This is a genomic window from Tengunoibacter tsumagoiensis (assembly GCF_003967535.1).
Lineage (GTDB): Bacteria > Chloroflexota > Ktedonobacteria > Ktedonobacterales > Ktedonobacteraceae > Tengunoibacter > Tengunoibacter tsumagoiensis.
In genome coordinates this window covers 2,740,157-2,765,866 of record NZ_BIFR01000001.1, presented here as the reverse complement: position 1 = coordinate 2,765,866, position 25,710 = coordinate 2,740,157, and the positions used below count along the sequence as shown (strand labels likewise).

Genomic DNA, 25,710 nt, shown 5'->3' with positions numbered 1-25,710 from the left:
CTGCGGTAGCGTTTCAAAAGCACAGCAGCCACACTATCCAGTCTGATGGATAGCGCGGCTGCTGTGCTTCTCTTCCAGGAGTCACATTATTTGATGATTGCCTTCACGGCCTCTACAATATCGTGAGCACTGATACCAGCTTCCTCTAAAAGCTGCGCAGGAGTTCCCGAGCCCGGCATCGATTGCACAGCCATTTTAACGACACGAGGCAAGGGGGCATTCACCAGTGAGAAAGCCTCCAACACAGCCTCTCCTAACCCACCCTCTGGCCAGTGATCCTCGACGGTAATAATCTTACCGCCAGTCTCCTGCGCGGCCAACAGAAGAGTCTCGTCATCAATTGGCTTCACTGAATAGGCATCGATCACGCGGATCGTAATCCCATCCTGCTGCAACTGATCATATGCCTTGAGGGCCTCATGAACGGTAATTCCCGCCGCCACCACAGTAGCCTGATCTTTTGCTGACTGCTTGAGTACCTTACTGCCACCAATACTAAAGGTCTCATCAGGGCTATACAGTACTGGCGTCTTTTCACGCGTCGTGCGCAGGTACATGATCCCACTATGGTTCGCCATCTCTGCCACCAGTTGAGCAGTCTGGTTCGGATCGCTTGGATAGAGGACCGTACTCCCAAAGACTGCTCGCATCATGGCGAGATCCTCTAATGCCATCTGCGATGGTCCATCCTCACCAATCGAGACACCTGCATGTGAACCAACCAGACGGATATTTGCGCGGGAGATGGCCGCCATACGAATAAAATCATAGGCACGAGAGAAGAAAGCGGCAAAGGTCGAGGCAAAAGCAACCTTATGTCGAACGCTCATTCCTACTGCAGAGGCGACCATCTGTTGCTCAGCAATAAACTGCTCAAAGAAGCGCTCAGGATAGGCTTTCGCAAAATCTTCGGCATACGTCGAATTACTCACCTCGCCATCCACTGCTACAACGAGTGGGCTGGCTGCGCCGAGGGCCTTGAGCGCCTCTCCATAGGCTTTTCGTGTGGCAACCGACGTATTGAGTTCGTATCTTGGAAGCTGAGGAACAATGGGAGGAATCTCTGGAGCAGGCTCTGCTGGAGCAGGTTTCTGAACCTCAAAGGTCCGACTGCGCACCTGCGGTTTCAGCTCTTGCATTGCCTGCTCTTCCTGCTCGGGACTGAGAGCCTTCCCATGCCAACCGGGCTTGTCCTCTAAGAAGGAGACGCCTTTGCCTTTTTTTGTTTTGGCAATAATCATTGTAGGGGCACCATGCGTCGCTAAAGCTTCCGTATACGCCTGATTAATCTGATCGTAATTATGCCCATCTACGACAATTGCCTTCCAGCCAAACCCTCGTGCACGCTCAGCATAGGCCTCGGTATTCCAACCGAGATCAGTCTCGCCGCGCTGGCCCAGACGATTACAGTCGAGAATAGCAATCAGATTATCAAGTTTGTAGTATGAGGCTTTATCACATGCCTCCCAGATTGACCCCTCAGCGACCTCACTATCACCTAATAAGACCCAGACACGATAGGGCAACTTATCCAGGTATTTGCCCGCCAGGGCCACTCCCACGCCAATTGGTAAGCCCTGACCCAACGAACCAGTTGCGACATCTACCCAGGGAATCGCTGGTGTTGGATGGCCCTCCAGACGGCTCCCAAATTTTCTTAATGTTAATAACTCCTCATCGGTCACTGCTCCAGCCGCTTTGTACATGGAATAAAGCAGAGGAGCGGCATGGCCTTTAGAGAAGATAAGATGATCATTGTTCGGATTCTTTGGTTGATCGAAGTCATAATGGAGATAACTGAGCTGAAGAACGGCCATAAGATCAGCGGCTGACATTGACGATGTGGGATGACCAGAACCAGCAGCCGTCGTACAACGAATACTATCTACACGCAACTGCTGAGCGAGATTTGTCCATTGCTGGACCTGCGAACTTGTTTCCGTGGTTGTCATTGTTTGCTCCTCATGAATAAGAGATTCAACGCAAAAGTCGCTCCCTCGAAGCTGGAATGCCCTCTTCATTATAGGAAGGGAGCCAAAGTATGAGCAAGCTGATGCATACCATTGTTTTTGATAAACCTCTCTCTCTAGTACGTATTTCTGAGTTCAAACGGCGAGAAAAAATTAGCGTTTATGAGTCAGGTGGTGTATTCTACGGCAACGATCGGAACAATAGCGGACTTCTGCCCAGTTTCGTTCCCAGCGTTTACGCCACTCAAAGGGAAGCCCACACTGGGCGCAGATCTTTGTGGGCAACTGGCCTTTTTTCTTAGAAAAACTGGTTGCTTTTTTCTTATGCATACGACAAGTATAGCTATCAGGTAACTTGAACCTTTGCATAAGGGGAGAGATATTTTCCACAAAAAAAGAAACACCTTATTAAGCGAAAAGTGCTATACTAACTCTAGAGATAGCCAGAAGAAATTGTTAGAAGGACACACTATACACCATGACACCAGAACTTATTTCTCCGCAACCAGATACTCCATCTCATATTCAACTGATCACACAAGAATTAGAGAGGCTCTACCCGGATGCTCGATACGATCTTGACTTCACAACCCCACTGGAACTATTAGTAGCAACCCAACTGGCCGCGCAATGCACTGATGAGCGCGTCAATACCGTCACCAGGGTGCTCTTTCAGAAGTACCGCAGTGCACAGGACTACGCACAGGTCAGTCAGGAGGAGCTGGAGCAAGATATTCAGAAGATCACCTTCTTCCGCAACAAAGCCCGAAGCATTCGAGCTGCCTGTCAATATATTCTGGATCATTACCAGGGAGAAGTTCCACAGACGCTACGTGAGATGGTCAGACTACCAGGAGTGGGACGAAAAACAGCAAATGTCATTCTGGGGAATGCCTTCGGCATTTCAGAGGGCTTTATCATTGATACTCATGTGGGAAGACTGGTGAGACACTTCGGCTGGACCACGCAGGAGGATGCTGATCGAGCTGAGCAGGAGCTGATGCGCATCGTCCCACAAAGCGACTGGTTGCCACTGGCCCATCGGATCATCTACCATGGCCGAGCCATTTGCAATGCACGCAAACCCAAATGTGCTCAATGTACGCTACAACAGCTCTGCCCCTCATCAACGGTAAAACCATAAGAGGCACGAACGGAGCGACATCAGGGAGAAAAACCGAAGAGTGGCGTGGAACAGACCAGATCTTGTAGCAGGCTGAGAATGTTCCACACAAGGCCACCTTAGCGATTGGAGCGGGGAGCGAGCGCCCAGAAGAGCAGCCCTACCATCACAAAAAAGCCCACAATCATTAAGCTCATCACCGGATCAATGATCCCGGTAATAGGGAATTGAAAGATCGCAGCAGCGACCAAATAGAGCAACCAGAGCGAGGCCAGAACTGGAATAATATATAGCCAGTTGAAGCGAGCACGTGGATTTTCATGTCGTTGTACGACATAATTTGAATCAAGTGGCTCCATGCAATACCTTTCCTTACATCCAAGAAAACGAAAGAGAAGTCCAACCAGAATCAGGCAAACACAGGAGGCCAGAATACCAACCCGCCTTCCTGGAGACTGGAAAAACACGAGACCAGCCTCGATAGGGAGAGCAAAATGCCAGCCTATCGAGAACCATCTCAATAGCAAATCTTATTATAGTCGTTCAATTCTCTAAACGCAACATTCTCTAGAAGGGAAGAAAGGTACAAAAAAAGGCCTTAACGGCCCAGATTACAGATAGTGGATCCAGTCCACTCATTGCCTTCAGTATACGTTGCGACAAGTGCCTGGACAAAAGGAACAGTCGAACGAGAACGACGCTTACTGAAATAACGACGCACCTCTAAAGCATTGACATGATACGTCGAACCATCAGTAGCTGCCGCCACATGCCCCTCAGCAATGGCACTACAGAGATCAGCCAGAGTCGGGATATGGTCGGACATGAGACACCTCCCTACAAGATACTGTGGCGCACCCATTGGCAACGCAACACCAGTGTGTAGAAAACACCCTGCACCGATAATATGCATGAAAGAATGCTAGCGTTGTACCTCTTTCAGTTTCTGCGCCGTTTGAGACGAGAAATGTGCATGATCGGCACCTTTTGCCTACTGCTGCTCATCCTCATCGATCTCTTCATCGGGTTCGTCGTCTAACAACCCTTTCATAGGATCAATATACATCACATGGCGGATGAGGTCAATCTGCTTTACGACATCTTTCAGGGCCGGGATTAAAATCTGCTTGCCATCGTGCCCTTTGATGACATACACATCATTGCTACCAGTCTGCATAATATCGATGATCTTCCCTAGCTCGCGACCACTGACAGTAATCACCTGGAGACCAACAATATCATGATGATAATAGGAATCAGGGGGAAGCTGAGCCATCTCGCTGACAGGAATCAGCAGAGCGACATTACGCAACTGTTCCACGGCAGTAGCATCGTGGAGATCAGCCAGTTTGACGACCAGCATATTCGCTTTATAGGGGCGAACAGCATCGATCTTATGTGCCGAATAGTCGGAACTGAAATAGATGGTACGAAGGGCGGCAAAGCGGTCAGGGACATCACTCAATGGAAACACCTTCATCTCACCGCGGATACCAAAAGGGGCCACTATTGTACCGATAGTAGCCCACTCTGTTGTGTCTTTCATATGCATGCAGCTCTCTATAGCCTGCTTAGCTGAGCGTACGCTCCATCGAATGCTTTGTACTTCGTCTCGCAGAGAGGTCAAGGAATGCGGACGGGCATCCCTTCTGCGCTACAGAATCTCTAAAGAGGTATGACGGCCTTCGCGCGTGCCGCCAGCCCGCAGGAGAGTACGCATAGCTTTAGCAACGCGGCCCTGACGCCCAATTACTTTTCCAAAGTCATCGGACGCAACATGCAGTTCCAGCACCAACGCGTTACGGTCATTGCGAACTTCTTGAACTTGCACAGCAGATGGATCATCAACCAGTGACTGGGCAATATACTCGATCAGTTTTCGCATCTTTCAAACCTTACTTTAGATACTACTGAGCTTGATGAAAACGAACGTGGCTACTCGGCAGATTTCGTCTGGGCAAAACGATCTAAAATGCCGACACGCTTCAAGAGAATCTCGACGGATTCCGTTGGTTGGGCGCCATTTTTCAACCAGCCCAGAGCTTTCTCTTCATTGATATTGATCGCAGAAGGCTCAACGCGGGGGTTGTACCACCCAATGTTCTCGATAATGCGACCATCGCGAGGAGAACGGGCATCCGCTACGACAACACGATAACTGGGGGCTTTCTTCATGCCCGTACGTTTTAAACGAATCTTAACAGCCATGCTTTTTTAATTCCACCTCTGCCCCGCTTAGTGGGGGTCTGTATTTTCAGCAGTGCCACATTGAACACAGCACACAAAAGTACCTGTCAACTACGGCCTGACTAGAATAGCATGCGACGAGCAAATTGTCAATCTACGAACACTGTTCACAGGTCGCTCTCATCCTTCTTGCGAGATGAATCATCTTGTTCCTCTCTCCTGAGACTTTCTTTGTGAAAGATGGCCCAGAAAGTACCACCCGAAAAGGGCATTTTGCGATCCTGGCCAGACCTGTTGTAAATGGCCCTCCATGCTTTCTTAAGGCCGTTTAAAGAAACATTCTTAGAGCTTGCCCTTGATCCTCAGAAAGTGTACACTGCTACTACTAGACAGAATGGACACGGTCGTCCAATGGCTCTGCAGCTATCGTGAGAGAAAACTTCTCCCGAAAAAGCTATTTTAAGAGGGATATTATATGCGACGGACAAAAATCGTCTGTACTATTGGGCCAGCTACCGACAGTGAGGAAAAACTTGAACAGCTCATTCGTGCTGGTATGAACGTGGCCCGGCTTAACTTCTCCCATGGGGCCCAGGAACATCATGCCGTGGTGCTGCAACGGATTCGTGCCATCTCCAAACGCCTGGGCGTGCCTGTAGCAATCCTTCAAGATCTCCAGGGTCCAAAGATCCGCGTTGGCAAGCTCAAAGATGCTCAGCCTATTCCCCTGGTCGTCAATACTCGCGTGATCATTACCACACGAGAGATTCCTGGCAATGAACAGATTATCCCTACGACGTATAAATCTCTAGCTCAGGATGTCAAAGAAGGAGACCGCATCCTGCTTGATGATGGTCTTATGGAGCTACGGGTGCTTGGCTTTAATGAGACGGATGTCGAGTGCCTCGTCGTCCATGGCGGTCGCTTAAAAGAACATAAAGGGATTAATCTGCCCGGGGTTGCGGTCAGTGCTCCTTCCTTAACTGAAAAGGATTGTGATGATCTGCGCTTTGGTGTTCAACATGGTGTTGATTATGTCGCACTAAGCTTTGTACGCACTCCCGATGATGTCCTGGCAGCAAAACAACTGATCAAACAGCATCTCGCTGAACTCTCGGCTCCCCCAGACAAAGATATTCCCTTGATTGCCAAAATTGAGAAACCCGAAGCCATTGAGAATCTCGACGATATCTTAGAAGTGGTCGATGGCATTATGGTCGCTCGTGGCGATCTCGGCGTGGAGATGGCTCCCGAAAAGGTGCCTCTGCTCCAAAAACATATTATCTCGCGTTGTAATGCGCTGGGTCTTCCTGTCATCACTGCGACTCAAATGTTAGAATCTATGGTGACGAACCCACGCCCCACCAGAGCTGAGGTCAATGACGTGGCAAATGCGGTCTTTGATGGGACGGATGCGGTTATGCTCAGTGCTGAAACCGCAGCAGGAGCTCATCCCATCGAAGCGGTCGAAATGATGGTCCGCATCGCCCTTGAGACCGAAGCAGGCGATAGCACAGCACGCCAACCTCAGACGCAGAAACGCACTCAGGAGCACGCCATTAGCCACGCAGCTCGTGCGCTCTCTGAAGCCACGAATGTCAATGCCATTGTGGTCTTTACGCGCTCAGGTGCCTCCGCTCATCTTATCTCAAAAGACCGTCCACGCACCCCTATTTTTGCCTATACTCCCTCGGAAGAGGTCTATCGCCGCCTTGCTCTCTGGTGGGGCGTTCGACCTTGCCTCGTCCCACTTACAGGCACAACTGATGAGTTGATTGAGGTTGTCGATCAGCTTATGCTTACAGATAAATTGGTCGAAGAAGGCGACAAGGTGGTCATTATGGGTGGACTTCCCATTGCCAGCAAAGCACGCACCAACTTCGTCAAATTACATTGCATCGCCGATAAAGATTAAGGAATTATCTCGTAGCAAAATACATATGCTCACAATTTTTCCTTTTCCAGGTATACATAATAACCATAGAAAGCTGAATAGAGCCCCGAAGTGTGCACTATTCGGCTTTCAAACATTTATGCTATACTCTAAATGAGCACCCCCTCAGGCCATGGTATTGGTAAACAGAGCAGCTTACCGTTTGCATCCATTGCGAAGCCGCAATCTGTTCCACCGATATACGTTGGTGAACCTGCATAACAATCTCATTTGAGATAGAGAAAAATGGAGTACACGAATCAATGACCATTCAAGATCGAAAAGCTATTCCAATTCCACAGGTAGAAGAGCGTCTTCCGATTCCAAAACAGAATCTGCGTGTTCCAGGTCCTACGCCTATTCCACCAGAGATTATGGAAGCACAGGCGGCCCAGATGATCAATCATCGCGGCCCTGAGTTCTCAGCTATCATGAAACGAGTTACTCCACGCCTCCAGTATTTCTTCCAGACGACTGCTCCCGTCCTCACCTATCCCGCTTCTGGTACGGGCGGACAAGAATGTGCCGTGGTCAACGTCTTTTCACCTGGTGATCATGTGGTCTCTGTGATTATTGGGAACTTTGGTACGCGCCTGGCAAAGATTGCTGAAGCATACGGACTGAATGTCACCAAAATCGAGTTCCCATGGGGCCAGGCTGCCGATCCTGATGTCGTGGCCAATCGACTCCAACAAATCGCTCCTTATCGCGGCGTGCTCTTGACTCATAATGAGACATCTACTGGCGTGACGAACGATATTCAATCTCTGGCTACGGTTGTACGCAACGATAATCCAGATGCCCTTATTGTTGTTGATGCCGTCAGTTCTCTGGGTAGCCTTCCCCTGGAGATGGATCCCTGGGATCTGGATGTGGTCTTTACTGGCTCACAAAAAGGCTGGATGATTCCTCCTGGCATTATGATGATTGCTGCCAGTGAGCGCGCCTGGGCCGCCCATAAACAATCAAAACTTCCCCGCTTCTACTTCGATTGGAGCTCGGCACGCAAGCAGCTCGAGGCTTCGTGGCAACATCCCACAACACCGCCCGTCTCTCTCTTCTATGGCTTAGATGTGGCGTTGGAGATGATGTTAAAAGAAGGCCGCGCAAACATCTTTGCTCACCATGCTCAGGCCGGTGAATATGTCCGTAATCGGGTGAAAGCACTTGGGCTCAAATTATTGGCCGATCCCCGCTACGCCTCCAATACCGTCACGGCCATTCTGACCCCTGAAGGTATTGAGACAAAAGCCCTGCTGACAAAGCTCCGCAAAGAAGATAATATCGTTCTGGCCGATGGTCAGGATCATATGAAGGGCAAGATATTCCGCATTGGTCATCTTGGTTACTTTACCCAGGAAGATCTCGACGAGGCTCTTAATGCAGTTGAACACCGTCTCCATGAACTTGGTTTTCAGGGCTAGTACGGTCAGAGGAGAGAAAGACTTTATGACAGAGGTCACAGAAAAGCGTGAGACCGAGGCGACACAGGTCGGTCCCGTCAAAGTCCTGATTACTGATCGCATTGCACAGGAGGGCATTGACCTCTTACGCACTCAACTCCCTGAGGCTCAGGTAGACGAGCGGATCGGTATCAAGCCAGAGCAGCTCAAGGCGATTATTGGAGACTATACTGCACTTGTGGTTCGTAGCGAAACTCAGGTAACCGCAGATATTCTTGCTGCTGCCACCAATCTCAAGATTGTTGGTCGTGCAGGTGTTGGTGTCGATAATATCGATACTGCTGCCGCAACGCGGCAGGGAATCATTGTGGTGAACTCACCCACAGGCAATATTATTGCTGCTGCTGAACACAGCGTGGCGATGCTGATGGCGCTCGCTCGCCATATCGCCAATGCATCCGCCAGCATGAAAGCTGGAAAATGGGAGAAGAGCCGCTTCCTGGGCGTTGAGCTGCGCAACAAAACGCTGGGCGTCATTGGTCTGGGGAAAGTTGGTATGGCCGTGGCTCGCCGAGCTCAGGGCCTGGAGATGCAGATCCTGGCCTTTGATCCCTATGTCTCGCCCGAACAGGCTCGTAAGGCCAATGTAACGATGCTCAGTCTGGAAGATGTGCTACGCCAGTCTGATTTTGTCACGCTGCATACGTCATTGACGAGTGGCCCGAATGGGACGAGAGGTCTACTTGGAGAGCATGAGCTCAGCCTGATGAAGCCAACAGCTCGTCTGATTAACTGTGCTCGCGGAGGGTTGATCGACGAAGAGGCTCTCCTCAAAGCATTGAATGAGGGTCGGCTCGCCGGAGCTGCACTCGATGTCTTCAGTCAGGAACCCATTAAAGATAATGAGCTTTTAAAGCAGCTTGTATCTCATGAGCGCATTATTACTACTCCCCATCTGGGTGCCTCGACAGAAGAGGCTCAGGTTGGAGTCGCAACCGATGTGGCGGATCAGATCGTTTCAGTCCTGCGTGGTGGTTTCCCTCGGGCAGCGGTGAATGCACCTCTGATTCTTCCCGAAACGTTAAAAGTTCTTCAGCCCTATATGACAGTGGTCGAGCAGATGGGACGGCTCTATACACAGCTCCAGCCTGGTCCAATCAATAAAGTGGAGCTGGTCTATAGTGGTGAGATTGCCAGCTATGACCTGCGACCATTGCAGACAGCCCTGGTCAAAGGTCTGCTGGAATCGATCTCGGATGCACATGTCAATATGGTGAATGCTCAGGTTCTGGCTAAAGAGTGGAGTCTGGAGATCGTCGAACAGAAATCTACCACGCCTGCTGAGTTTGCCAATCAGGTGACGTTACGCGTCTTTAACTCGCAACCTACTGATGCTCTGCTGACAGGCATCCCTGGCTCAGGCGAGGAACAGATTGCGACACTGAGTGGGACAGTCATCCATGACGAGGCACGTATCGTCCGTGTCGGACGCTACTGGACTGAATTTGCGCCCGAAGGCTATATTCTCTTCTGCCAGAATCTCGATCAGCCAGGGATGATTGGGCGCGTAGCCACTGTCCTGGGGAAGGCAAACGTCAATATTCAACATATGGATGTTGGTCCAAGCACCCGCAAGCCGCGCAGCTACTCCAAAAATGCTTCCGCCTTAATGATTATCTCTGTTGACGATCCAATTCCCGATTGGGCCATCGACGAAATCCGCAAGACCGGCGACATATTCGGAGTGAAACTGGTCAATCTCTAAGTGCACTAAACAGCTACGAGACCTACCAGACTATAAGAGAGGCGTCTACTTCAACGCCTCTCTTATTCTTTTTCTCTCAATCCTGAAACAGAAGATTTTACAGACTAACGCATAAAACCACTATAGCGCCGACCTCTTGCCACATATTCCTGGCGGCCCTCAGAACCTCTCGCTTCGCCCTGGGAATGAAAGCGCTGTTTGATCAGTCGCGACCCAAGAATATACAGCACCAGGAGCACGACAACCACCAGTACCGAGGGCAACGTATAACGCTGCATCAGTCTCAGCACCTGATGATAGCGATCACCAACAAACCAGCCAAGAGCAAGCAGAGCCAGACACCAGATAGTCGATCCTGAAAAAGATGCGAGAAAAAAAGTCGGGAACGGCATACGAAAGATCCCCGCAGGGAAACAGGCGAATGGGCGCACATAAGGAGTCATACGAGAGATGAAGATCATCCGAGCGCCTGACTTCTGGTACCAGCGCTCGGCAAAACCAATTTTCTGTTCATTTAGCCTCAGAAGACGTGCCACACGCGCGAGAAAAGCCGGGCCATTAGAGAGCCCGATCTGATAGGCCAGACAGGCCCCGGCGATACTTCCCACCACCGCAGCCACAAACAGGAGCACAATATTCAATTGACCGTGGGCGGAGAGCGCTCCAGTCAATAACAACAACGTATTATTCGCAATCGGGATCGCAGAGCTCTCCAGCATAAGCACCACTGCCACCAGAATATACACCAGCAGAGGGCTTGCCGAGAGAAAAAAATGCGTCACAGTATGCACAGATTGATCCTTTTCCAAGATGGCTATGGACCGCAATTCTTCCATCAACAAATGATAGAACCTTCTCTTAAAACAAGACGAAGAGAGAGAAGGATTGGCTACATGGCTTACCCAATTGGCAAGGCTATTCATACTATCCACTCTCTATCTCTATCATGCTCTGCCCCCACAAAGAAGCGGCCCTCACCTTGGAGGTGAGGGCCGCACTCTGGACACGCGTTCTAGTATGCTATGCTGCACCATAGCGACGGCGTGGACGGCGACGAGCAATCCCGGCTGTCAGCAGGTGCCAGATGGCCACAAAAATGATTGAACCAATCAATGCGCGAATCAATGGCACACCGAAAAGATCGATATCATTGTGGCCATTAATACTGATACCATTAATCTGAATCACCTGTGTCATCAACCAGATGCCAATTACAGCAGCGATAATTGAACCGATAATACCGAAGGGCACGCGCCAACCAACAATATATTCAGCAAGAAAACCAACGATAGCAGCAATAACCAGATACAGAATAAAATTTAACCCAAAAGACCATACATGTTCGCCTAACTGGATAGTTACGCCATCAGCAAGTGGAAGTAGCATACGAGCCTCCTTTACATGAAAGTGAGCAATCTCTATCAATATTTCTAACCAACTATCAGTCTGCTCTTCTTCTGCTGGTACCGTTTGAGACAGCCACCATGGTTGCAGAATGAGCCCGTTGGAAGAATATGCCTGATGTACGTCTCTCTTTATGAGAGATGCTTCTCCCCCTTTATACGCAGAGCCCAGCCATATAGTTTCGCGAACAGCTCTGTCTTGCAAACGCTCCTAAAAACGCCCTGCCAGGGACAGTAGAGAGGGAGAAAAAACTCTACAGTGACGTTCTTAAGGTCATGGTCGTTGTAAAATTAGCAACCCGCTCTGAGCCTGTTCGTATCAGTAGCAGACGATTACATTGAGCAGGCAGTCTGTGACAACAATGAAAGGTTAAAAAAGGACATCATTCTATGAGGACAGCTACGCCGCCCACCACCCACAAGCAGGACGGTGCGCACCCATCCCGAGAACAGGCACGTTTTGCATTTTATGTTCTTCTTGCGATAAACATCCTTAATTATGTAGATCGCTCGGTGATCTCTTCGATCTTCCCCAAGCTTCAGGCAGAATTTGGTCTCTCTGATGCCAAATTGGGGTTACTCAACTCATCCTTCTTACTCATCTACGGCCTGTGCACTCTCCCTCTGGGCGTCTGGGCTGATAAAGGAGTACGTAAAAATATTGTTGCTGTCTGTGTGACGATCTGGAGTATTGCAACCGCCCTGGGTGGCTTTACCCGTAATTTTGTACAGCTCTTTATTACGCGCGCCTTCCTCGGCATTGGTGAGGCAGGTTATGCACCGGCCTCGCTGTCAATGATTGGAGATTATTTCCCTAAGGAGCAACGTGGTCGTATGCTCTCACTCTGGTCGATTGGCAACCTGATTGGGACGGCTCTGGGCCTCCTCATTGGTGGGCATGTCGCCGAGGCATGGGGCTGGCGCTGGGTCTTCTATCTTGTTGGTCTGCCTGGCCTCCTGACAGCTTTTCTGATCTGGCGCGTCACCGAACCCAAACGTGGAGCCTTTGAACAGGGGCATGATACCGAGAATGAAGCGGCTCTGGCACATGGCAGTATTGGAGCTGATTTCTTCAAAATCTTTAAAAAGCTGCTGCTCATCCCAACCTACTGGGTTATTGTGGCCGCCTTCATCTGTAGCTTCTTTATCACTGGAGCTGCTTTGACCTGGGTACCCACGTTCCTCGTCCGCGAGTTTGGTCAGACATTAAGTCAGGCGAGTAATATCTCCTCAGGCGTTTTAGGAGCTGGAAGTCTGGTTGGCACCCTGTTTGGAGGCTGGCTGGCTGACTCTCTGCAACGGCGCATGCCACAGGGGCGTATGCTGGTTACGACCATTGCCTTTCTGGCTGGGGCCCCCCTTACCTGGTTGGCACTCTCGTTTCACCAGCTCCCCATCTTTATTACGATCTTTGTGATCGCGATTATCTGTCTCACCATGTGTCTGGGACCTATCCAGGCTATTGTACAGGATATTATCAGTCCCACGATGCGCTCAACGGCAGTTGGTCTGGCTCTTCTCCTTGGACATCTCCTTGGCGATGCCGCATCACCTCTGATCATTGGCATCATCAGCGACCGGACGTCGATTGGCTTTGCGATGCGCCTCTGCGCTCCTCTCTGCCTCTTACTGGCTGGCCTTGTCTGTTTAATTGGCCTCAGAACAGTCAATAAAGATATGCAGAACATGGAAGCTCAGCTCCACAAATAAGCCTGCTTATCTCCTTCACAGGCCGTCATAAAGAGAACTGCTTCATGAAGAATGCAAGCGAAGGTACAGCCATAAGGCTGACACTATCGTGCTTATGACGGCCACTCCCTCATTCAGGGGGCTGTCGGCTATCAGGGCGTTTCAGTGCTTGCAGAAAAGGGCCGGGTTGGCACGCTCAGCGAACGCGACTGCGGCCTGACAGGGGGAACAATGAAGTGAGAAGGGGTCAGGGATCAATTCATTGTGGCTGATGACAGGGACCAGACCGCAGTCGCGTCCGAGAAATGGCCTGATGCAGTATTTTCTTCTTTGCACTCTTCCCGATGGAAGAACCTCTCTGGTCGTCAGAGGACCAATCCAGAACTGAAACGCCCTGGTCGGGCATTAGAATCGCTTGACAGAAAACATGCAACAAAAAAAGGCCATCAAACGCTTGATAGCCTTTTAGAAAGCGGGTTACGGGGTTCGAACCCGTGGTCTCAACTTTGGGAAAGTCGCATGTTACCGCTACACCAAACCCGCATAGATATCTCTAACGTTGAGTAGTATAACCGAAAGCAGTTTCGCTGTCAAGCCTTTTGAGCCACTTTTTTTCTATCAGACAGACCACCGCCAACTATGGTATGCTTTCTCTCAAAGAGAGCCTTTACAATGAACAGCAACGTAATCACGCGTAAACCGTATACTTATTAGAGCAATGATCAGGAGGGGATATTATGGGACTATTCTCACGCCTTCTCAATTTTTTTACTATTCGGACCAATGCTGCCCTGGATCGTGCTGAAGACCCGGGACAGGTGATGGATTATTCGTATTCTAAACAGCTCGAACAGCTCCAACAATTGCGCCGATCCATTGCAGATGTTGTGACCAATGAGAAACGCTTGCAATTGCAACAGGCGCAGCTACAAACACAGGTCACAACCTTAGAGGGTCAGGCTCGCCAGGCTCTACAGGCCAATCGAGAGGATCTGGCTCGTCTCGCACTCCAACGCAAAGAGACATTAGTCACCCAGCTTAACGGGTATGAACAGCAGATTGCACAGATCCAGGCCCAGGGAGAGAAGCTCATAACGATGGAGCGTACCGTCTCAGCGCGGATTGAGGCTTTCCGCACTCAGAAAGAGATGGTCAAAGCACAGTATAGCGCAGCTCAGGCTCAGGTAAAAATCAATGAGACAGTCACTGGCATTTCGCAAGAGATGACAGAGATGAATGCAGCTATGCAGCGAGCTCAAGATAAAGTACTCACCATGCAAGCTCGGGCTAACGCGATGGAAGCACTGATTGAGCAAGGCACGCTCGGTGAGCAGGGACTATTGGGAGGTGGAAGCGGCGATACACTTGACCGCGAGTTGCGGCAGATCAGCGCCCAACAGAATGTCGATACTCAACTTCAGGCGCTGAAACAACAGCTACAACTCGACGGTGCAAATGCACAACAAAGACAAATTGAAGGGCCAGCCACTGAATAGTCGGCTAGCCCTTCCCTTTTTTCTCTTTGTCCTTTTTATCTTTGTAATAAGACTTTGGTTTTGGACGACGATCTGTATCTACATAGGCCGCAGGTGCTGCGTCCTCACGTGCAGCAATCTCTACTTCATCGCGCTCGCTGATCAATTCTTGTAGATCGTTGTACACGTTGTAGTTGTCCACCGTCTCAGGCATACGCAGCATATGACGTAGAACTTGTACCTGATTGATGCTGGTCTTGTCATTTCTGGCAGGTTCAGCTCGTTTCAAAAGTTTCTCTACCAGGTCCATACTATCATCATGAGCTCCGATGCCCTCAAGACGCTCTCTCACCACCAATAATTGCTCATATAAGTTCATGCTTTCTAACTCCCCTCGTAAATAGCGGACCGGACCTTACAGTGCGCTATCAACTATGGTAACATAGAGCATAAAACCCGTCAAATACTGGCAACCAAAAACATGGACGTTCCAGTTCTGTCAGCATCCTCTTTATCAAGTATTGACTTAATTAAGAAATTGCTTTAAAATATGGGTATGGATATGTTTGTTGCTCTGGCCGATCCGACGCGAAGGGCCATTCTCGAACTCCTTGCGAGTAGTGGTGAGTTATCTGCTACTGCTATCTACGAGCATTTTCCTGTCAGCCCACAAGCGATCTCACAACATCTCAAAGTCTTGCGTGAGGCTCACTTAGTGGAGATGGAAAAACACGCTCAAAAGCATATGTACCGCCTCAATCCACAGACACTCTCTCAATTTGAAGCCTGGATTCAACAGACACGACAAAGATGGAGTGAGCGTTTTGAGGTGTTAGATGGAATACTCGAAACTGAAAAGAAGAAACAAGCGACTACGAGAAAAAAAGATGGAGAAGAACTTCTATGACAGCCAATGAAACGATCATTGTCGCTGAGCCGGGAAAACAAGAGATGCTCATCATACGCGAATTCGATGCGCCGCGCGAACTTGTGTTTCGAGCCTTCACCGACCCAAAGCTGTACGTCCAGTGGCTGGGACCACGGGGGGGCATCATGACGCTTGATATCTTTGAACCAAAGACCAATGGGAAGTGGAGGTATCTCCACACCGATCCAAATGGTACAGTGACTGCATTTCATGGAGTCTATCACGAAGTGCTCAGCCCTGAACTCGTCATTAACACCTTTGAGTTTGAAGGGCTACCAGAAAAAGGACATGTGTGTCTGGAAACGGTACGTTTTGAGGAATTGCCTGGAGAAAGAACCAGGCTCACCGCTCACTCCATTTTCCAGTCCGTCGCTGACCGAGATAGCATGCTGCAAAGTGGGATGGAAGAAGGAACCAGTGCTTCCTTTGAGCGTCTTGCAGAGCTTTTAAAAAAGATGGAGAGGTGACCGCAAGAAAGCACATCATGTCCTCAGCACAACAGGGGCTGAATCCACTCAGCTCTGCACAGCAAAGGAAGAGCAAGCACGGTCTTGCATACGAGAGAAAGGAAACACCTTATGGCAGGCAACACCCATGACGGGGAAAGAAGCATGACAGAGAAGATAAGCACAGGATCTCCCTCCCAGACAGTTTCACCTCGCTCTGATTTGAAACAGTTGGAGAAGTTAGTTGGGCCATGGGAACTCTCCGGTGACACTTCGGGGCGGATCATCTATGAGTGGCTAGAAGGGGGCTTTTTCCTTCTGCAACATGTGGATATGGAACATGCTGGTAATCGTATCAAGGGCCTGGAGGTCATTGGGCATCTGCGGCCCTTTGGGGAAGAGCCAGATTCAGATATCAAATCACGTTTTTATAGTTCGACCGGCGATACCCTCGACTATGTCTATGAACTGGTTCACAATACGCTCATCATCTGGGGTGGGGAAAAAGGTTCTCCTGCCTACTTCAAGGGAAGCTTCAGCGAAGATGGCAACTCCTGCACCGGTGCCTGGGTCTTTCCAGGCGGTGGGTATAGAACCACTATGACCAGAGTGGTCCCATAGGAGGATAAGTCGTCTCCCTCTGCTGCGAGAGAGACGACTTGCTTTAATGACTGACACCTGGACAGGAGAGGCTTGCCACCACCAGTTTTCAGCTAAAAGATGGTGCTATTCGCCGCCTTTTTGATCCTGCTCAGTCTCCGCTTCTACCTTGACCAGATTCGTATAGAACGTACTCCCACCATTAAAATCTGCCAATCGATCCGAGGTGGTCCAGTTGATGTTACGCTGGTCGGGACTAAACTTTGGCCACCAGACGGTCGCGGTTGAAAGCACCCCCGGTCGCACATCTTCTGTCACGTCGGCAATCAGACGACACCAGCCGCGTTCATTACTTACGCGCACCAGTTGACCGCTGCGAATACCACGCAGCTGAGCATCATGTGGATTAATACTTAACGTTGGTGTCCCCTCTTTGGTCTTCAATGTCGGCTGATTCCCAAAGGTCGAGCTGATAAAGTGGTGCGCAGCTGCGCAGATCAATGGCATGGGCTCATCGCTCGCCTGTAGCTCAGATGCAGGCTTGTAAGGCGTATATTCAACCTCTGCAACCCAGCCGGGGACGGGATCATACCCTTTAGCGAGCGCCTGCTCTGAGTAGAACTCAACCTTCCCCGAAGGAGTCCGAAACTTTCCGTCGGCAAATGGAACCTGCTCCTCAACAGGAATGGCAAAAGGAATTGAGCCTTCTTGTTGTAGACGTTCTAATGTCATGCCCTGCAAGGTTGTTTGAGTCCTGGCTGACGCTGTGAGCACTTCGTTTATCACAGTATCGGCATCCGCTCGCAGCCATTCCTCTTGAAAGCCCAGCCCAGCCGCGAGAGCCCTCATGACATCCCAATTACTGCGAGACTCTCCCTGTGGCTCAATCGCAGGCATATTATATTGCAAGGAAAGATGTCCATACGGCTTATGCAGATCAACATGTTCAAGCTGGCTGGTCGCGGGGAGAATCAGATCGGCATAACGAGCCGTGTCCGTCTCAAATAGATCGTGAACAACCGTAAAGAGATCTTCGCGCAACAGGCCCTCAACCACCTTGCCAGCATTAGGAGCCGATGCTACCGGGTTCGCATTATACACATACAGCGAATAGATTGGAGGATCGGCCTCACCCGTTAAGAGCGATCCTAGACGGTTCATATTCAGACTACGGGTTGGCGTCGGACAGGCTGGATCAGTCCCATGGTTGACAGAAGCACTATCCCATTTCAACCAATCGCTGGTACTATACATCAGCCCTCCTCCAGGCTGACCATACTGTCCCACAACAGCGGGCAAACAGGCCAGTGTGCGCACAGTCTGTCCCCCATTCGTGTGGCGATTGATTCCATCCGTGACGCGAAGCAGTGCCGGAGCCGTCGTAGCATACTCACGCGCAAGCGCACTAATCGTTTCGCTGGCCAGACCTGTGATCTGAGCCGCTCGTTCAGGTGGATACTGCATAATGCGCTCTAACAGATGCTCCCAGCCAACAGTATGTTCAGCCAGCCACTCAGGCTGATGCAGGCCTTCGGTGACAATCACATACATCATCGCCAGAGCTAACGCGGCATCGGTTCCAGGAAAGGGTTGAATATGCTGATTCGCCGAACGAGCAGTCAACGTACGGACCGGATCGATGACAATCACACGCGCGCCATTCTTCTGCGCCTGCCGCAAGAAAGGCATTAAATGGGGCGAAGTGCTGGCCGGGTTACTTCCCCAGATTAAGATGAGCTTACTTTTTAGCACCATATCAGGTGCGGGCGCCAGTCTGCCTCCAATAGTGAGCAGAACTGCATCTTCAGCAGCATGGCCGCAGATCGCTCGCTCAAGCTGGCTAGCCCCTAAGCGATTCCAGAAGCGCCCATCCGTAACGGCCCCCTGCACCAATCCTAACGTACCAGCATAGCTATAGGGCAGAATCGTCTCTGCTCCATAGGTCGCACTGATCTTCTGCCAGCGCTCAACAATCTCTGCAATTGCCTCCTCCCAGGAGACGCGCTCAAACTGGCCGCTTCCTTTAGCACCAACGCGGCGCAGCGGATAGAGCAGACGATTCGGGTCATACACCCGCTCGAGATAGCGATTGACTTTGGCGCAGAGCCAACCTCGCGTGACGGGATGATCTGCACGTCCACGCACGCTCACAGCCCGCCCCTGCTCATCGACATGCGTCTCTAACGCACAATTATCTGGGCAATCATGCGGGCAAGCTCCATAGACAACACGAAGCGATGAACGCCCTTTTACTGGTGAAATATCAAGAGCCATATACTACCTTCTCTTTATCATTTCCTGGCAGACGATTTCCATGCCAATAAACTATCTATCGATAAATACGATCTTATGATCGAGAGAATTCATTCATTTACAGAAAAAAGGAGACTGGCTATCTTCTCTAAAGGGTCTCATTCTGTCTGGTGAGCCAGTCCATACTCTGTTCAGCCATATGCGAGACCGGCCCTTGCTTCTGTGTCATCGTGGGCAGGCTCTGTAAAATAACCGAGCCATATTCTTTCGAGGTCAGGCGACGATCAAGGACGACCACAACATTCCGTTTTTGCTCGCCCCAGACCAGACGATTCAGGGTTCTCCTCATCCGTAGAGAGGCCATTGGGACAGTGAGATTGTGCAACTGATCCGAATATTGCTCGGCACGTGCTGCAACTGGCGGATCATTGAGAACGGGCATGGGCAAGCGCGCAACAACCAGGCAGGTAGGTGGACGCGTGACCTCATCAACGCCGTCCCAGAAGCTCCCGGTTCCTAACAGCACAACCTTCTCTTGTGATTGAAAAACCTGCCAGAGCTGGCGTGGGGACCCGTCAACCCCCTGTCCTAATACCAGAATACCTCGCGTCTCTAAAAGCGGTTTAATCGCTGAATAAGAGCTACGCAGGGCCGCATGCGAGGTAAACAGAGCAACCACCTGACCATCCAGTGATGTTGCCAGCTGGATGAGTGCTTCGTCCACATTGCGTTGATATTGGGGAGCGTTAGGCTCAGGAAGATCGTTAGGAAGGTATAACAGCGTCTGCTCTTGATGCTCTGTAACGATTGCCGCTGTAAGACTGCTATCTTGCTCAAGACCGAGGCGGCCACGCATAAAAGAGAAGGTATTATCGACAGAGAGCGCAGTGCCTGCAAAGATGGTGCTACACTGCTCTTTAAGGACAAACTCTTTTAAGACTGTTGAGATCTGAACGAGCTGCGAATACAGAACGGGAGTTACTTCCGGGGGTTGGGTCGGGGGAAGATTCTCTGCTGCATTGTTTCTCTGTGCTGGCGTCTGATGCTGAAGTGAGGCGGGCTGTGGAGGCATTCTTAACCAATAGACCCTCTCGTTCTCGTTGAGCGTAATCGCTTGCTGGAGCAGGTTCATCTGTTCCTCAAGCTGATGGGCAACAACGATCAGCTCAGAGGCAACCGAACTCTCTTCTCCTCCATCAAGCGGCTGGCGACGTTTGCGCTGTCCACTCAAAATAACTTTCTCTGCTTCATGAGCCAGATCGATCACTGTCTGGAGTCGCTGATTTGCCTGCTTCCATGCCTGCTCTGTCTCACCCCAGGCTGGCACCTGGCGCATCTGTCCGGTCAATCGTAAGGGCTGATCGGCTCGCTGTTCCTGTCCACGGCCACCTTTGCGGCCTTTATCACGTCCCCCACTTTGTTGTACATATTCCTCAACGAGCTGTGAAAAACTATGGAAGAGCCCTTCGCAGGCACTACGAGCCTGACGCAAAGCCTGAAACCAGTTGAGAAGGCGTGCATCTAATTCGCTCTTCGCGATGGTTGGCGCAGTGGAACACCCTCCCGGGCCATTCTCTCGTAAGGCAGGAGCGGCCAGGGCCAATAAACCTTGATAGCGGCCATTGGCCAGCTCGGTTCCCAGCGTATTCAGGATACGTAGCAGCTGCTGCTGATCAACCTCAGCGCTACTCCATCGTGCGTTATCCTCCTCAAGCAAGTCAGCATCGAGAAACAGTCTATGGGGGATATGCGCAAGCAACGAGGAAGGCTGTGAGAGGTCATCAAAGAGGGCTCCATGCGTCGTTATAACGATGCGAGCAGCATTCACCCGTTCTTCGGCAAGGCTGACAAAGCAGTATCCTTTCCGACGATAGGTGCACCGTTCATACATCGAACCAGCTCCTGTTGAAGGAAGGCGCTCTACGCCAGAGGAGACACGATCCCAGGCTGCCATCTCTTGTTGCAAGAGCGTTAATTCATTACGCTCACCATACAGCGTCTGCTGTGCCCATAAGCCCAGCTTTGCCAGGCCACGAGCCTGCTCTGCTGTCAGCTCGCCACTGGTGCGCCGTAGAGCAGCTCCAAACCAGCGATGCGTGCACAGATATCCACCCCTCTCGGCCAGATAGGCCACTGGTAGCTGGCTCTGTAATTGCTTTTGCAAACGTGGGAGAACTGTCTCCATCAATCGTCGAGCGCTCTGCTGATTGGCGCAGGCAATCACTAAACGCCGGGGCGATGGCTCAGTCTCGGGGGCTTCAAGAAGCCACTCTAAAGCTGGCATCAGCACTGGAGTATAATTCTGTCCTCCAACGGTGACCTCCAGGAGCAGGGATGTTTTCTGATCCAACGCTTTCCGCACTGCAGCACGAGCCGATTGGTAGCCAGTGAAGTGTGAGAGCTCCACCGGCTCATCTTCCGCTGAATGCTCCTGAGAAGAAAGGGTATGAACGGTAGGGGTAGTTAGCTCATTCGTTGAACGCTTTGCAACTGCAAAGGAGAGCACGCGAGGGTCCATGCCTAACTGGGCCGCAAAACGATCGCCCAGACTTCCACGTCCCAATCCTCCCCGCAGACCATCTCGATCCTGTCGTTCGCGCAGTTCCTGGCGAAAAAAGTGCAGCAACGGCCAGGTCCGTGGAGCATCTAAGTGCGCCAGATCGTTGAGCATCGCCAGATCAACGGACTCGATCCGTTCGTACAGAACCTGAAACACCTCCATTGCCAGGACAGTATCGACCATCGCACGATGCCGATCTTCCGGCACATGCACACCTAAAGAGGTGGCTACTTGTCCAAGATTATAGCTCGCAAGTGAGGGCAGCAGGACCGTTGCCAATTCAAACGTATCAATTAGAGGATTGCTACGGGCCAGACCACGACGCTGGAGAAAACCTACGTCAAAAGGAATACTATGCCCAACAATCGGATAATCGCCAATAAAATTTTGGAGTGAGCGAGATAAAGAGGAGAAAGTCGGAGCACCAACCAGATGTTCAGGTTTAATTCCAGTGAGCCGCTGAACACGATAGGGAATCGGACGACCAGGAGCCACAAACGACTCAAACGTATCTAAGACCTCAGTACCACGAAATTTGATTGCAGCAACTTCTAGAATAGCATCATCTGGATGTAACCCTGTCGTCTCTAGATCAAGGGCAACACGAATGGCTGATTTTTTCGCCATAAATTCTCTCTTCCTTATTCTCTCGCCTGGTTATCACTTCTCTCCCCCACAGAGTTTAGACCGAGGATGAAGGGAGAGGCCAATCTTGTAGCAGGATGCGTGCACTCTGGGCAGCCCGGCCTCGATGGCTAATCTGATTCTTCTGCTCTGGTGAAAGCTCAGCAGTCGTCTGTCCCAATTCAGGAACGAGAAAAATGGGATCATAGCCAAAACCATTCGTACCACGAGGAGCATCGGCGATCAACCCTTCAATCCTGCCATCAACACTCTGACAACGACCGTCTGGTTCAGCTATCGTAATCACACAGTGAAATCGAGCCGTCCTGTTCTCAACTGGGACACCACGGAGCCGCTCATAGATCACGCGAAAACGCTCGTCATAGGTGGCATCGGGACGCACAAAACGAGCCGAATACACCCCAGGCTCCCCACCCAGGGCATCTATCTCTAAACCAGAGTCATCAGCAAGAGCGAGCAGGCCTGAAGCCTGAGCATAAGCTTGCGCTTTCAGCTGTGAATTTTCTTGAAACGTACTCCCCGTCTCCTCGACATCAAGGTCTAGCTGGATTTCAGTGAGGGAAACTAATTGATAGGGAAGGTCAGCAAAGATAACACGAAACTCATCCAATTTATGGCGATTCGTCGTGGCAATCAGCAAGGTGCGCATACTAGACTCCAAACTAGGTGAACCGAAACATTGCCACTTATTTTATCATAAGAAAGTGAACCTTGTCGAGATTAGAAGCCATGCCTCCTGCATGCTTCTGCTGTATTTTAGTATGTTTCATGAATGGCTGAACCTCCTTTAAGAGGCTCTAGCAATGACAGAACCCTCTCAATGAGCAGAAAAGAGGGGCCATTGAGGCTCGCATGCTGTTCAAAGGTAGCAAAAATAGTGATTTTTTTCTTTGGCATCAGGAATGCTTGACAAAGGTCAGGGTTATACTTTATAATCCTCATTGTCGAAAGGGACATAAAAACAATACTATGATCCTTGTAAACAACAAGCCGGTGTAGCTCAGTGGTAGAGCAACGCTTTCGTAAAGCGTGGGTCGCGGGTTCGATTCCCATCACCGGCTCTCATTCAAAAGAGGTAAGAGCCTTAAGCCAGTCTAGAAGCGGCTTGAGGGCCTTCCTTCTTTTGCTATATCCTATAACCCTGATGCCCCCCTCCAAACCCAACGTGCCCATTGCTGGGAAGATCATTTTCCCAATAGTTTTTTCACATCAGAGAGGAAGCGATTGGTCTGTTCAAAGGTAATAATGGCTTCAGCCCCGACATAGATAGAGCTTATCTCTTCATCTGGTCTTTCCATATTGAGCATAAAACGTAAAGAAAATGCACCATCATCAGGTCCATTTCTATCTCCGGCAAGTGCCTGTACTTGAAATTGAAGATTCATTGGGACAAACACGATTGAATCACCAAACGACTCGTCCTGCATATTCATCATATGTTGTTCAAAGTAGGTCACAAGCCGTTGTAAGGTCTCACGAGAGAGGGTGACTGGCGAGGAAGTCAATGTAAGCATGTCCAGGCGCGGATTGCGAAAAAAAGTGATGGTCGTCTCGAATGCATCCGGACGCTGTTCAATTGGCTTCAGTTCAAATGAGATGCGGTAGCCTTCTGTAGCAAGAACAAGAGTCTGTATCATATTTATAAATGAGAGTAATATAGATGAAAATCAAAATCAACATGGACTGACACTCGGCTAAAAAGGATACATCAACAGGCGGGAGCTTGTTGATGTATCCTTCCTGGATGGCCATTTTCTTCAAGACACTGCCCCCTTCGTGAGAGTATACTCCTGTTGCTGACTCTTTATGAGAAGAGAAAGCGGCTACAAACAAGAGTTAAATAATAAAAGGAGCGTACTATGAGAAAAATCATTTTTCTGATCCATCTTTCGCTCAATGGCTTTACTTCTGGTCCCAACGACGAGCTGGGTTGGATTGCGTATGATCGTGAATTGGAGCAGGATGCCCATTCCTTGCATGAGTACACAGACGCCGTGATCTGGGGGCGCAGAACGTACGAAGGCATGGCCAGCTACTGGCTCTCGGTGCCGGGCAATCCCGAGAGCACTCCAGCCGAACTTGAACACGCGCGCTTTCTGGACGCAGCCACCAAGATTGTGGTCTCACGCACATTAGAGCGCGTTGCATGGCACGAGGCACAGAATACCGTGCTGATCAAAGATCATATCGCCGAAGAAATAAATGCTATCAAACAGCAGCCGGGCAAAGATATCTGGTTCCTCGGCAGTACCATGCTGGCGCGCACGTTTATGGAACTGGATCTCATTGACGAATATCGCATCAATATCAATCCAACGGTTCTTGGCGAGGGCAAAGCCCTCTTTGACGGCGTCACCCGTTCATTCCCGCTCAAACTGCTGGCCTCAAAGACCCTCCAAAGTGGAGTCGTGACCCTGCGCTACGAGCCAGATCGCTCGGCAAAGTAGCAGAAGGCAGACGATGCATCGACGAACGTCTTTGCCGTTCTTATCGGTTCAGACCGGCAACTTAAACGCGGTAAAGCCTCCGTCAATGACCAGGGCCGAACCAGTGGCGAATGCGGCTTCAGGCGAGACCAGATACAGGATAGCGGCGGCAACTTCCTCCGCTGTCCCCAGGCGTCCTACTGGCTGTCGCGCCACCATCTTGCGACGGGCATCCTCAGGGTCAGCGTAGCTCTGCACCATCTGTCCCACCCAGGGAGTATCTATCGTCCCCGGGCAGACACAGTTCACCCGGATATTATCCTTCACATGATCGGCAGCCATCGCCTTCGTCAAGGCCAGAACCGCTCCTTTCGAAGCTCCATAGGCTGCCCGGTCTACGACCGCCACGAGCGCAACAATGCTTGAGACATTGATTATCACACCTGCCCCCTGCTCGATCATCTGCGGAATGGCCGCACGGGAGCACTGAAAAATCCCTTTCACATTCACGGCGAAGATACGGTCCCAGTCTTCTTCGCTGGTAGTCAGGACGGTACCCGTCACCCCGATGCCAGCATTATTGACCAGAATATCTATCCTCCCAAAGGTTTGGATTGTAAAAGCAATCAGAGCTGAGGCATCAGTAGCGGCAGTCACGTTGGCGTGAAAGGCGGCGGCTCTCGCTCCTTCCAAAGGTTCTGTGCCCTGCTGTTCCTGCGTGTGAATGAGACTTACCGTTTCTTGCGCCGCTTGCAGGTTAGTGTCAGCAACCACTACGCTGGCACCTTCCCTGGCAAATGCCAGTGCCGTCGCCTGCCCGATTCCGCTGCCCGACCCGGTAATAACTGCCACCTGATTTTCTAACTTGCGCATTCCTCTGTCTTCCCCTTTCGATGAGGCTTCT

General features: G+C 50.6%; 25 protein-coding genes and 2 tRNA genes. 11 read left to right on the top strand and 16 right to left on the bottom strand.

Annotated features, from left to right (window positions below; genetic code table 11):
* Positions 1–86 precede the first annotated feature (86 nt).
* Together EL628_RS10865 and EL628_RS30980 are read right to left on the bottom strand one after the other, a co-directional pair.
* Complete coding sequence (locus EL628_RS10865) at positions 87–1,952, bottom strand: transketolase (RefSeq protein ID WP_126579968.1); 1,866 nt, start codon at positions 1,950–1,952, stop codon at positions 87–89.
* A gap of 171 nt (positions 1,953–2,123) precedes the next feature.
* Positions 2,124–2,300: a DUF2256 domain-containing protein gene (locus EL628_RS30980; RefSeq protein ID WP_126579967.1), complete on the bottom strand. Its 177-nt coding sequence runs from the start codon at positions 2,298–2,300 to the stop codon at positions 2,124–2,126.
* Positions 2,301–2,448: 148 nt separating this feature from the next.
* On the opposite strand from EL628_RS30980, the gene nth reads away from it, so the two are divergent.
* Complete coding sequence (gene nth / locus EL628_RS10855; protein WP_126579966.1) at positions 2,449–3,114, top strand: endonuclease III; 666 nt, start codon at positions 2,449–2,451, stop codon at positions 3,112–3,114.
* 98 nt (positions 3,115–3,212) lie between these two features.
* Here the strand turns inward: nth and EL628_RS10850 are convergent, their stop codons facing one another.
* The 5 genes from EL628_RS10850 to rpsP form a co-directional block, all read right to left on the bottom strand.
* Positions 3,213–3,452: a hypothetical protein gene (locus tag EL628_RS10850; protein ID WP_126579965.1), complete on the bottom strand. Its 240-nt coding sequence runs from the start codon at positions 3,450–3,452 to the stop codon at positions 3,213–3,215.
* A 239-nt stretch (positions 3,453–3,691) separates the two neighbouring features.
* Complete coding sequence (locus EL628_RS10845) at positions 3,692–3,919, bottom strand: hypothetical protein (protein WP_126579964.1); 228 nt, start codon at positions 3,917–3,919, stop codon at positions 3,692–3,694.
* A 165-nt stretch (positions 3,920–4,084) separates the two neighbouring features.
* On the bottom strand, positions 4,085–4,639 hold the full coding sequence (gene rimM / locus EL628_RS10840; RefSeq protein WP_161975410.1) for a ribosome maturation factor RimM: 555 nt from the start codon (positions 4,637–4,639) through the stop codon (positions 4,085–4,087).
* A 108-nt stretch (positions 4,640–4,747) separates the two neighbouring features.
* Positions 4,748–4,978 carry a KH domain-containing protein gene (locus tag EL628_RS10835; RefSeq protein ID WP_126579962.1) on the bottom strand — a complete coding sequence of 77 codons (231 nt, stop codon included), beginning with the start codon at positions 4,976–4,978 and terminating at the stop codon, positions 4,748–4,750.
* Positions 4,979–5,028: 50 nt separating this feature from the next.
* Positions 5,029–5,301, bottom strand: coding sequence for a 30S ribosomal protein S16 (gene rpsP / locus EL628_RS10830; protein ID WP_126579961.1), 273 nt, complete (start codon positions 5,299–5,301; stop codon positions 5,029–5,031).
* Between the two features lie 454 nt (positions 5,302–5,755).
* On the opposite strand from rpsP, the gene pyk reads away from it, so the two are divergent.
* From pyk to serA, 3 genes are all read left to right on the top strand, one after another.
* Positions 5,756–7,195, top strand: a complete 1,440-nt coding sequence (gene pyk / locus EL628_RS10825; RefSeq protein WP_126579960.1) for a pyruvate kinase — start codon at positions 5,756–5,758, stop codon at positions 7,193–7,195.
* Positions 7,196–7,476: 281 nt separating this feature from the next.
* Positions 7,477–8,637 (top strand): pyridoxal-phosphate-dependent aminotransferase family protein, encoded by a 1,161-nt coding sequence (locus tag EL628_RS10820; RefSeq protein ID WP_126579959.1) that lies wholly within the window; start codon positions 7,477–7,479, stop codon positions 8,635–8,637.
* Between the two features lie 25 nt (positions 8,638–8,662).
* The gene (gene serA, locus EL628_RS10815) at positions 8,663–10,381 is read left to right on the top strand and encodes a phosphoglycerate dehydrogenase (RefSeq protein WP_161975409.1); all 1,719 of its coding nucleotides are present in this window, start codon (positions 8,663–8,665) and stop codon (positions 10,379–10,381) included.
* Between the two features lie 104 nt (positions 10,382–10,485).
* Here the strand turns inward: serA and EL628_RS10810 are convergent, their stop codons facing one another.
* A complete protein-coding gene (locus tag EL628_RS10810) occupies positions 10,486–11,172 on the bottom strand; it encodes a DedA family protein (protein ID WP_161975408.1) in 687 nt (228 codons plus the stop codon).
* A gap of 229 nt (positions 11,173–11,401) precedes the next feature.
* Positions 11,402–11,767, bottom strand: a complete 366-nt coding sequence (locus tag EL628_RS10805; RefSeq protein WP_174719958.1) for a GlsB/YeaQ/YmgE family stress response membrane protein — start codon at positions 11,765–11,767, stop codon at positions 11,402–11,404.
* Positions 11,768–12,174: 407 nt separating this feature from the next.
* Between EL628_RS10805 and EL628_RS10800 the strand changes: the two genes are divergently transcribed.
* Complete coding sequence (locus EL628_RS10800; protein WP_126579956.1) at positions 12,175–13,494, top strand: spinster family MFS transporter; 1,320 nt, start codon at positions 12,175–12,177, stop codon at positions 13,492–13,494.
* A 450-nt stretch (positions 13,495–13,944) separates the two neighbouring features.
* Here the strand turns inward: EL628_RS10800 and EL628_RS10795 are convergent.
* A tRNA-Gly gene (locus EL628_RS10795) sits at positions 13,945–14,016 on the bottom strand.
* Positions 14,017–14,210: 194 nt separating this feature from the next.
* On the opposite strand from EL628_RS10795, the gene EL628_RS10790 reads away from it, so the two are divergent.
* Entirely contained in the window at positions 14,211–14,969 is a 759-nt protein-coding gene (locus EL628_RS10790; protein ID WP_126579955.1) for a PspA/IM30 family protein, read from the top strand.
* Between the two features lie 4 nt (positions 14,970–14,973).
* Here the strand turns inward: EL628_RS10790 and EL628_RS10785 are convergent, their stop codons facing one another.
* Entirely contained in the window at positions 14,974–15,327 is a 354-nt protein-coding gene (locus EL628_RS10785) for a hypothetical protein (RefSeq protein ID WP_126579954.1), read from the bottom strand.
* 171 nt (positions 15,328–15,498) lie between these two features.
* On the opposite strand from EL628_RS10785, the gene EL628_RS10780 reads away from it, so the two are divergent.
* The 3 genes from EL628_RS10780 to EL628_RS10770 all read left to right on the top strand — a co-directional run bounded on the left by EL628_RS10780 (position 15,499) and on the right by EL628_RS10770 (position 16,943).
* Positions 15,499–15,855 carry an ArsR/SmtB family transcription factor gene (locus EL628_RS10780; protein ID WP_218028898.1) on the top strand — a complete coding sequence of 119 codons (357 nt, stop codon included), beginning with the start codon at positions 15,499–15,501 and terminating at the stop codon, positions 15,853–15,855.
* A complete protein-coding gene (locus EL628_RS10775; RefSeq protein ID WP_126579953.1) occupies positions 15,852–16,343 on the top strand; it encodes an SRPBCC family protein in 492 nt (163 codons plus the stop codon). The genes EL628_RS10780 and EL628_RS10775 overlap by 4 nt, the downstream gene beginning before the upstream one ends.
* Before the next feature lie 144 nt (positions 16,344–16,487).
* Positions 16,488–16,943, top strand: a complete 456-nt coding sequence (locus EL628_RS10770; RefSeq protein WP_126579952.1) for a hypothetical protein — start codon at positions 16,488–16,490, stop codon at positions 16,941–16,943.
* Between the two features lie 105 nt (positions 16,944–17,048).
* Here the strand turns inward: EL628_RS10770 and EL628_RS10765 are convergent, their stop codons facing one another.
* The 3 genes from EL628_RS10765 to EL628_RS10755 all read right to left on the bottom strand — a co-directional run bounded on the left by EL628_RS10765 (position 17,049) and on the right by EL628_RS10755 (position 23,029).
* Positions 17,049–19,196 (bottom strand): molybdopterin-containing oxidoreductase family protein, encoded by a 2,148-nt coding sequence (locus EL628_RS10765; RefSeq protein WP_126579951.1) that lies wholly within the window; start codon positions 19,194–19,196, stop codon positions 17,049–17,051.
* Positions 19,197–19,323: 127 nt separating this feature from the next.
* Positions 19,324–22,362 (bottom strand): exonuclease domain-containing protein, encoded by a 3,039-nt coding sequence (locus EL628_RS10760; RefSeq protein WP_126579950.1) that lies wholly within the window; start codon positions 22,360–22,362, stop codon positions 19,324–19,326.
* 55 nt (positions 22,363–22,417) lie between these two features.
* Positions 22,418–23,029: an XTP/dITP diphosphatase gene (locus EL628_RS10755; RefSeq protein WP_126579949.1), complete on the bottom strand. Its 612-nt coding sequence runs from the start codon at positions 23,027–23,029 to the stop codon at positions 22,418–22,420.
* A gap of 340 nt (positions 23,030–23,369) precedes the next feature.
* On the opposite strand from EL628_RS10755, the gene EL628_RS10750 reads away from it, so the two are divergent.
* Positions 23,370–23,441, top strand: a tRNA-Thr gene (locus EL628_RS10750).
* Positions 23,442–23,564: 123 nt separating this feature from the next.
* On the opposite strand, the gene EL628_RS10745 is transcribed toward EL628_RS10750, so the two are convergent.
* On the bottom strand, positions 23,565–24,017 hold the full coding sequence (locus EL628_RS10745; RefSeq protein WP_126579948.1) for a hypothetical protein: 453 nt from the start codon (positions 24,015–24,017) through the stop codon (positions 23,565–23,567).
* A 222-nt stretch (positions 24,018–24,239) separates the two neighbouring features.
* Here EL628_RS10745 and EL628_RS10740 point away from each other — a divergent pair, with 222 nt between their 5' ends.
* The gene (locus tag EL628_RS10740; protein ID WP_126579947.1) at positions 24,240–24,827 is read left to right on the top strand and encodes a dihydrofolate reductase family protein; all 588 of its coding nucleotides are present in this window, start codon (positions 24,240–24,242) and stop codon (positions 24,825–24,827) included.
* A gap of 48 nt (positions 24,828–24,875) precedes the next feature.
* Here the strand turns inward: EL628_RS10740 and EL628_RS10735 are convergent, their stop codons facing one another.
* Positions 24,876–25,679: an SDR family oxidoreductase gene (locus EL628_RS10735; protein ID WP_126579946.1), complete on the bottom strand. Its 804-nt coding sequence runs from the start codon at positions 25,677–25,679 to the stop codon at positions 24,876–24,878.
* Positions 25,680–25,710: the final 31 nt, after the last annotated feature.

What these genes read in the sequence shown, in the direction of transcription:
- EL628_RS10865 (WP_126579968.1), bottom strand. Translation starts at nt 1,952, where the DNA reads ATGACAACCACGGAAACAAGTTCGCAGGTCCAGCAATGGACAAATCTC.
- EL628_RS30980 (WP_126579967.1), bottom strand. Translation starts at nt 2,300, where the DNA reads ATGCATAAGAAAAAAGCAACCAGTTTTTCTAAGAAAAAAGGCCAGTTG.
- nth (WP_126579966.1), top strand. Translation starts at nt 2,449, where the DNA reads ATGACACCAGAACTTATTTCTCCGCAACCAGATACTCCATCTCATATT.
- EL628_RS10850 (WP_126579965.1), bottom strand. Translation starts at nt 3,452, where the DNA reads ATGGAGCCACTTGATTCAAATTATGTCGTACAACGACATGAAAATCCA.
- EL628_RS10845 (WP_126579964.1), bottom strand. Translation starts at nt 3,919, where the DNA reads ATGTCCGACCATATCCCGACTCTGGCTGATCTCTGTAGTGCCATTGCT.
- rimM (WP_161975410.1), bottom strand. Translation starts at nt 4,639, where the DNA reads ATGAAAGACACAACAGAGTGGGCTACTATCGGTACAATAGTGGCCCCT.
- EL628_RS10835 (WP_126579962.1), bottom strand. Translation starts at nt 4,978, where the DNA reads ATGCGAAAACTGATCGAGTATATTGCCCAGTCACTGGTTGATGATCCA.
- rpsP (WP_126579961.1), bottom strand. Translation starts at nt 5,301, where the DNA reads ATGGCTGTTAAGATTCGTTTAAAACGTACGGGCATGAAGAAAGCCCCC.
- pyk (WP_126579960.1), top strand. Translation starts at nt 5,756, where the DNA reads ATGCGACGGACAAAAATCGTCTGTACTATTGGGCCAGCTACCGACAGT.
- EL628_RS10820 (WP_126579959.1), top strand. Translation starts at nt 7,477, where the DNA reads ATGACCATTCAAGATCGAAAAGCTATTCCAATTCCACAGGTAGAAGAG.
- serA (WP_161975409.1), top strand. Translation starts at nt 8,663, where the DNA reads ATGACAGAGGTCACAGAAAAGCGTGAGACCGAGGCGACACAGGTCGGT.
- EL628_RS10805 (WP_174719958.1), bottom strand. Translation starts at nt 11,767, where the DNA reads ATGCTACTTCCACTTGCTGATGGCGTAACTATCCAGTTAGGCGAACAT.
- EL628_RS10800 (WP_126579956.1), top strand. Translation starts at nt 12,175, where the DNA reads ATGAGGACAGCTACGCCGCCCACCACCCACAAGCAGGACGGTGCGCAC.
- EL628_RS10790 (WP_126579955.1), top strand. Translation starts at nt 14,211, where the DNA reads ATGGGACTATTCTCACGCCTTCTCAATTTTTTTACTATTCGGACCAAT.
- EL628_RS10785 (WP_126579954.1), bottom strand. Translation starts at nt 15,327, where the DNA reads ATGAACTTATATGAGCAATTATTGGTGGTGAGAGAGCGTCTTGAGGGC.
- EL628_RS10780 (WP_218028898.1), top strand. Translation starts at nt 15,499, where the DNA reads ATGGGTATGGATATGTTTGTTGCTCTGGCCGATCCGACGCGAAGGGCC.
- EL628_RS10775 (WP_126579953.1), top strand. Translation starts at nt 15,852, where the DNA reads ATGACAGCCAATGAAACGATCATTGTCGCTGAGCCGGGAAAACAAGAG.
- EL628_RS10770 (WP_126579952.1), top strand. Translation starts at nt 16,488, where the DNA reads ATGACAGAGAAGATAAGCACAGGATCTCCCTCCCAGACAGTTTCACCT.
- EL628_RS10765 (WP_126579951.1), bottom strand. Translation starts at nt 19,196, where the DNA reads ATGGCTCTTGATATTTCACCAGTAAAAGGGCGTTCATCGCTTCGTGTT.
- EL628_RS10760 (WP_126579950.1), bottom strand. Translation starts at nt 22,362, where the DNA reads ATGGCGAAAAAATCAGCCATTCGTGTTGCCCTTGATCTAGAGACGACA.
- EL628_RS10755 (WP_126579949.1), bottom strand. Translation starts at nt 23,029, where the DNA reads ATGCGCACCTTGCTGATTGCCACGACGAATCGCCATAAATTGGATGAG.
- EL628_RS10745 (WP_126579948.1), bottom strand. Translation starts at nt 24,017, where the DNA reads ATGATACAGACTCTTGTTCTTGCTACAGAAGGCTACCGCATCTCATTT.
- EL628_RS10740 (WP_126579947.1), top strand. Translation starts at nt 24,240, where the DNA reads ATGAGAAAAATCATTTTTCTGATCCATCTTTCGCTCAATGGCTTTACT.
- EL628_RS10735 (WP_126579946.1), bottom strand. Translation starts at nt 25,679, where the DNA reads ATGCGCAAGTTAGAAAATCAGGTGGCAGTTATTACCGGGTCGGGCAGC.